At 70.8% G+C, this 6,428-nt stretch carries 6 protein-coding genes; 1 reads left to right on the top strand and 5 read right to left on the bottom strand.

The features are described 5' to 3' along the window. The 4 genes from JWR81_RS17295 to JWR81_RS17280 form a co-directional block, all read right to left on the bottom strand. Positions 1 to 279, bottom strand: a 279-nt coding sequence (locus JWR81_RS17295; protein WP_297653289.1) for an aldehyde dehydrogenase family protein, incomplete at its 3' end; no start/stop codon positions are given. Positions 280 to 396: 117 nt separating this feature from the next. After that, the gene (locus JWR81_RS17290; protein WP_297653286.1) at positions 397 to 1,821 is read right to left on the bottom strand and encodes a cytosine permease; all 1,425 of its coding nucleotides are present in this window, start codon (positions 1,819 to 1,821) and stop codon (positions 397 to 399) included. 94 nt (positions 1,822 to 1,915) lie between these two features. After that, complete coding sequence (locus tag JWR81_RS17285) at positions 1,916 to 3,589, bottom strand: amidohydrolase (protein ID WP_297653283.1); 1,674 nt, start codon at positions 3,587 to 3,589, stop codon at positions 1,916 to 1,918. A gap of 7 nt (positions 3,590 to 3,596) precedes the next feature. After that, positions 3,597 to 4,757, bottom strand: coding sequence for an NAD(P)/FAD-dependent oxidoreductase (locus tag JWR81_RS17280; protein WP_297653280.1), 1,161 nt, complete (start codon positions 4,755 to 4,757; stop codon positions 3,597 to 3,599). Between the two features lie 175 nt (positions 4,758 to 4,932). Between JWR81_RS17280 and JWR81_RS17275 the strand changes: the two genes are divergently transcribed. Continuing rightward, positions 4,933 to 5,502, top strand: coding sequence for a cupin domain-containing protein (locus JWR81_RS17275; protein ID WP_297653277.1), 570 nt, complete (start codon positions 4,933 to 4,935; stop codon positions 5,500 to 5,502). A 12-nt stretch (positions 5,503 to 5,514) separates the two neighbouring features. On the opposite strand, the gene JWR81_RS34410 is transcribed toward JWR81_RS17275, so the two are convergent. Then, positions 5,515 to 5,718, bottom strand: a complete 204-nt coding sequence (locus tag JWR81_RS34410; RefSeq protein ID WP_367278801.1) for a hypothetical protein — start codon at positions 5,716 to 5,718, stop codon at positions 5,515 to 5,517. Positions 5,719 to 6,428 lie beyond the last annotated feature (710 nt).

Genomic DNA, 6,428 nt, shown 5'->3' with positions numbered 1-6,428 from the left:
GGCGAGGATGGTCTCGAACGCCCGGCGCAGGATCTCGCCCCGCTCGCGTGGCGGGGTCGCGGCCCAGCCTGGTTGCGCCGCCGTGGCCGCGGCGAGCGCTGCGTCCCCGTCCTCGACGGTGGCGTCGGCGACGTGCACCAGGGTCCGACCCGTCGCCGGGTCCTCCACGGCGAGCGTGCGGCCGCTGCTGGAGTTCCGCCACACACCGCCGATGAGGAGTTGGGTGGGGGTGGAGTCCAAGACCTCGCTCGGGCGGGTGCTGGCGTGCAGTGTGCTCATGGCTGTCCTGTGGCTTGTGCGGGTCGGGTCGGCCGGCGGCGCGGGGCTGCACCGGCCGACCCGACGTCTGTGCCGGAAAGGCGCCGGGAACCGCCCGGCGCCGGAGAACGGGCTCGCTCAGGTGGTGACCCGGGTCGGGTCGGCGGCGATCTCCGCCGGGAAGCTCTGGCCAGCCCGCTGCCGGCTGATCAGCCAGTAGAGGAGGCCGGAGACCAGCAGCCCGACGACGAAGGAGAGGTCCGCGCCGCCCAGCGCCCGGGTCACCGGGCCGAGGTAGAAGCTCAGCGAGAAGAACGGCACCATCGCCAGGAAGCCGGCGAAGTAGGCGGTCAGGCCGCGGGCCGACCACTGCCCGTAGGCGCCGCGCGGGTCGACGATGTCGGTGACGCTGTAGTGCCCCCGCCGGACCAGGTAGAAGTCGACCAGGTTGACGGCGGTCCACGGGACCAACAGGTAGACCATCACGCCGAGGAAGGTGTTGAAGGCGTTGAGGTAGTTGTCGGGGATCGCCACGCTGACCACGATGGTGGCGACACCCACGATCAGCAGGCCGAGCACCCGGGTGCGCACGCCGGGCCGCACATGCCGGATCCCGTCGGCGATGGTCGCCCCGGTGAGCATCGCCCCGTAGGCGTTGACCCCGGAGGTCCCGATCATCGGCGGCACGCTGGCCAGCACGGCGATGATCCCGAATCCGGGGAAGACCAGGTTGCCCACCTCGTGCATGGCGACGATCGGGTCGGACGCGGCGACGTAGGTGGCGAACAGGGAACCCAGGCATGCCAGCCAGCCGGCGCCGGCCAGCCCGCCGATGAACGTCCAGCCGATCAGCTTCTTGACCGGGGCGTCCTCGGGCAGGTAGCGGCTGTAGTCCGACACGTAGATGGCGTAGCTGATCTGGTACCCGCCGGCGGCGGCGAACTGCACGAGGAAGGGTGTGAACGCCCAGCCGGTGGCGCGCGGCGGGGCGCCCGCGGCCGCGTACTTCACGATCACGACCACGGTCAGGACCGCGAAGACGACCAGGATGATGAAGCTCGACCACCGCTGGAACACGTGCAGCAGGTCGTGGCCGACGATCGCGATCCCCACGGCGAGGAGCCCGAAGAGGACGTACCAGATCTTCCCGCCGGGGACGACGGTGTCGATCGCCTCGGTGGAGAGGATGAAGTAGAAGACGTTGTAGCCGACGTAGATGAAGATCGCGACGGCCATCGGGAACATGGCGCCCCGGGCCCCGAACTGCGCCCGCGACTGGATCATCTGTGGCAGGCCCAGGCGCGGCCCCTGGTTGGCGTGCAGCGCCATGAACAGGGTGCCGAAGGCCATCCCGGTGACCACGCCGATGATGGACCAGATCAGTCCCAGCCCCATGCTCGGGCCGATGAAGCCGATCAGCATGGACGGCAGGACGAACCCGCCGGTGAACCAGAACGGGCCCTGGTGCCAGACGACGCCGTGTCTCTCGGCGAGGGGGACGTAGTCGATCGAGCGGGTCTCCAGGCCTCGGATGCCGGCCTGCGGACGTGCGTCATTGCCCATGGTGCCACTCCTTTGTGATGGGGTCGTGCGACGCGATCGCCGCGTCAGGCGCAGTGCGGTGTCCGTGCAGCAGGGCGGATCGCGCCCGGCGGCCTCAGTGCGGGGGTGCTGCGCCGGGCCGGTGGTGGACCTCGCGGCCCTGCAGGTAGACCGAGTCGACCTGGGTGCGCCGCAACTCGTCGATGTCGGTGCGCGGATCGCGGTCCAGGACGACGAGGTCGGCGTACTTCCCGGGCTCGATGGAGCCCACCCGGTCGTCCATGCCCAGCGCCTTCGCGCCTTCGAGCGTGAACAGGCGCAGCGCCTCGCTGAAGCTGATCTTCTCGTCCGGTTCGACGTGCCGGCCCCAGTAGCTGCGCCGGGCCATCAGGCACCAGATGCCGAACAGCGGGTTCGACTGTTCGGTCTCCGCACCGAGGCAGACGTCCGAGCTGGCTGCCGGCAGCACGCCGGCGTCGAGGATGGTGCGCAACGGGAGTCGTCCGGTCATCCCGGCGTCGCCGAGGAGCATCGGCACGTAGTCGCCCACGAAGTTGTGCAGGAACGCCGGCTGCAAGACCGGGCGCACCCCCGCCAGCCGCCAGGTGGCCAGGTCCCGAGGGGAGTCGAGCACGTTGCCCAGGTGCTCGATCCGCACCGCGGGATGGTCGGCGGGGTCGCCCGAGCCGAGCACCGCGGCCAGCGCCTCGTCCTGCGCGGCGGTGCCGTTGGTGTGGATGGCCAGATGCACGCCGGCCGCTCGGGTGGCGGCGATCGCCTCGCGGATCGCGGCGTAGGGCAGGTTCAACCGGCCGTGGTAGCCGGGGTGCGGGGCGTGGTCGAGCACGTAGGGCGTCCGGCTGGCCGCGTTGCGGGAGGAGTAGCCGCCGTCGGCGAACACCTTGACGCCCACGGCCCGCAGCCGGTCGGGATCGGCAGGCCGGTGACCGCTGACCCAGCTCGTGGCCTCGGACAGCGGCAGCGCCGCCGGCGACATGAGGTAGAGCCCGGCGCGTGCCGGCAGCCGGCCGCTGCCGGTCAGCCGCTCCAGGAGCGCGGCACCGTCGGTGGACTCGACCATCTCCCCGAACGCGGTGACCCCGTGCGCGGTGAACAGGTCCCGGAAGGTGTCGACGACGTACCCCTCCACCGTGCCGGCGTCCGGGGTGGGGATGGGGAGCATGGGGTCGATCTCGGCGACCAGCCCGGTGGGCTGCCCGGCCCCGTCCACCTCGACGACCGGGCTGCCCCAGCCGCCGGCGGCACCGGCCATGAAGCGCTCGACCCCGGCCAGCCGCAGGGCCAGGGTGTTGAGCACCGAGGCGTGGCCGCCCATGTGCAGCACGATCGGCACCCGGTCGCTGACCCGGTCCAGTTCGGCGCGGGTCAGGTAGCGCCGTTCGGCGATCTTCTGGTCGAAGAAGAGGTTGGCGTAGCCGACCAGCCACTCGTCTCCGGAGATGTCGGCCAGCCCGGCGTGCAGCGCGTCCAGGACGTCGGGGATGGTCGCGCAGCCGGGGAACCGGCAGTCGACCCCGCGTCCCCGCCCCACACTGATGTGTTGCAGGTGCATGTGCGGGTCGACGAAGCCGGGCAGCACCAGCCGCTCGCCGACGTCGTGGACCGGAAGGCCCGCGGCCCGTGCCTGCTCGGCCAGCTCCCGGCCTCCGACCGAGTCGATCCGTCCGCCACGGACGACGACCGCCTGCGCGTCCGCCGTCCCGGTGACGGTGACGACGCGACCGGTGAGCGCGAAGTCTGCTGCCGGCTCGGTTCCGATGGTGCTCACGACGGCGTCAGCGCCCCGCGCCGAGCGGCCCGGGGGCCGCGTCAAGCGTGGGGAAGTAGCCGGCGGCGAACTGGATGCGCCGCTGGAAGGGCTTGGCCTTGGCCAGCGACCAGATGAGCGCGGACCGGGCGCCCAGCGCCTGGTCGGGCCAGCGGGTGCCGATCTTCCCGTACATCCGGGAGTAGCGCTGCACCCGGTCGACCACCGGCTTCTCGCTGCGCTGCCACACCTGCAGCGCCGTGTCGATGTCGTGCACGTCGAGGGACTGGGCCAGCGCGATGCTGTTGGTCATCGCGGTGCAGGCGGCCTGCCCGAGATTGGGCGACATGGCGTGCGCCGCGTCGCCGATGACCGCGGCCCGACCCCGGTACCAGTTGCGGGTGACCACGTCGGAGAACGCCGCCCAGCGTCCCTCGGGCATGTCCGGCACTCGTTCGAGCTGGGAGCGGAAGCTGGGAAAGGAGTCGATCCAGGTCTGCCGGTTGAACGGCTGCTGCGCCGTCCCTTCGGTGTCGTCCTCCGGGCAGCAGAGGAAGAGGTAGGTCCACTCGGGCGACGACGGGATGACGCCCACCCGGCGTCCGCCGTTCCATTCCTCCCACGCCACGTTGACCGGGTCGTCGTCGGTGCGCGGTACGAGGTGGCGCCCGCAGCCGTCGCCGAGGTTGGTGATCTGCTGGGTGAGGCCCAACGTGTCGCGAACCCGGGAGTAGACGCCGTCGGCGCCGATCACCAGGTCGGCCTTCACCGAGCTGCCGTCGGCCAGGTCCAGCGACCCGTCCGCACCGGCGCCGATGACCGCCGAGCTGGTCCGGATCTCCACGCCGGCGTCGATGGCCGCCTGTACCAGTGCGGAGTGCAGATCGCGGCGCAGGACGGTGTACAGCCGGCCGTCGCGGAGCCACTCGCGCTGCAGCAGCCGCTGCTTGTGGTCGCGCAGCTCGGGGCTGTTGATCCGCTCGCCGCGCGACGTGACCGCCTCGGCGGCACCGATCGCCTCCAGCGCGCGCAGGGCGTTCTCCCAGAGGTAGATGCCCGCGCCGATCTCGCGGAGCTCGGCACCCCGCTCGTGGACCCGCACCGACCAGCCGCGCTGCGCCAGAGCGGTCGCCATGGTCAGCCCGGCCAGGCCCGCGCCGGCGATCTCGACATGCCTAGTGGTGCTCACGTATCTCCCTCGACCATGGGTGCGTTTGCTGTAGCCACACTTCAGTTTTGTGGAAGCTACTTCAGACGTGGCGGTCGCTACAAGAGGCGCGGGACTTCTCCGGTCGTGTCGGCGCCCCGGATGGCGCCCCGGATACAGTCGGGGCCGCCCCGTTCCCCAGGAGAGAAGGCGGTCTGTGACCAGCAAGCCGGTCGATCCCCCCGGGGACCTCGGGGGCCGCATGCGCGAGCTGCGCCGCCGGAACAACATCACCTTGCGCGAGGTGGCGGACGCTGCCGGGGTCTCCGAGAGCTTCGTGTCCCAGGTCGAGCGCGGCGTCGCCAACCCGTCGATGGCGTCGCTGCGCCGCATGGCCGAGGCACTCGGGGAAAGTGTCGCGTCACTGTTCGTGGGCGCGGAGATGCCGGGCATGGTGGTCCGGGCCGGCGACCGGAAGCGACTGGCCCACCCGGCCGGCTCCCTGGACGACTACTTGCTGACCCCGCCCGGGGCCAAGACGCTGCAGATCATCTACTCCGTGGTCGCTCCCGGTGACGGCTCCGGCGAGGAGCCGTACACCCACCCGGCCGACGAGGAGTGCGTCATCGTCATCGTCGGGCAGCTGGTCGTCACCGCCGGGGGGGAGGAGTACCTCCTCGAGGAGGGCGACTCCCTACTCCTGGACCCCCGTCTGCCGCACAGTTACCGCAACCCCGGGCAGGTGCCGGCCCGATCGATCTGGGTGATGAGCCCCCCGATGTACTGACCGCCGGCCCCGTCAGCGCCAGTACGGCCACGACCGGATGAGTGAGCGACGGCGGTCGCGAGCCATGTCCGAAGCACGGGCGTCGCAGCCGCACCTCGGCCGTGCCTCAACGAGGTCGGGGCAGAGTGGCGTCCGCCAAGGTGGTGTGCGGCCGGGGAATGTGATGACGCGGGCCAGGCGGTCGGCCAAGCCGCGCGCGAGGGTGGTCTTGCCCACCCCTGGCGGACCGCTCAGGAGTACGACCCGTGCAGAGGAACCTCCGTGAAGGCGATCGCGCTGCGAATCCGCACGGAGGCGGCCGCTTGGCGGATGAGGCGTTCCTTCACGTCCTGGCCGAGGATGATCACGTCCCAGTCCTTGAGGAACGCCCCATCGGGAAGCAACCGCGCGTCATCGAGACCGAGGGTGGCTTCCGGATCTGGGAGCTAGCGAGGAACGTGGGCAAGTGTTGTGTTCATGGCGGCCTCCCGGGGAAGGGGAAGGGCTGAGGGAGTCGGCCGAAGCGAGCAGCGATGCGACTGTGCTGCGCGGCGGCCTGACAGTGCGCGCGGCGCAGCGACGGCAACGTCGGACGACGTCTTGCTGGCCAGCCGACCCGTTGTCTCGGCCAGGCGGGTGCCCCGGCCCTGCTCACGTGAGAGCCGGGGCACCGCTCTATTGGGTCGGCCTTGAATGTTCTACTGACCACCTCCGGGACATTGCTGTCCGATTCGGCGAAACATTTCCTGGCCGTTTACACATCGCGGCGAGCCTGACCACCAACAAGTGACCGGGCAGCAATCAGTTTTTCTGACTCAGTCTCGCCAGGGGGACACGGTGGAGATGGTCATTTTCAGCTGCAGCCGCTGGTGGAGCCGCAGCCCTCGCACAGGTAGCAGCTGCCCGCCGGGCGCATCTTCGTGCCACAGGTCATGCACAGCGGAGCG

Origin of the sequence: Pseudonocardia sp. (assembly GCF_025965585.1) — a bacterium.
Lineage (GTDB): Bacteria > Actinomycetota > Actinomycetes > Mycobacteriales > Pseudonocardiaceae > Pseudonocardia.
Note: the sequence above shows the minus strand (reverse complement) of the source record. Positions and strands in the feature narration are given on the sequence as shown.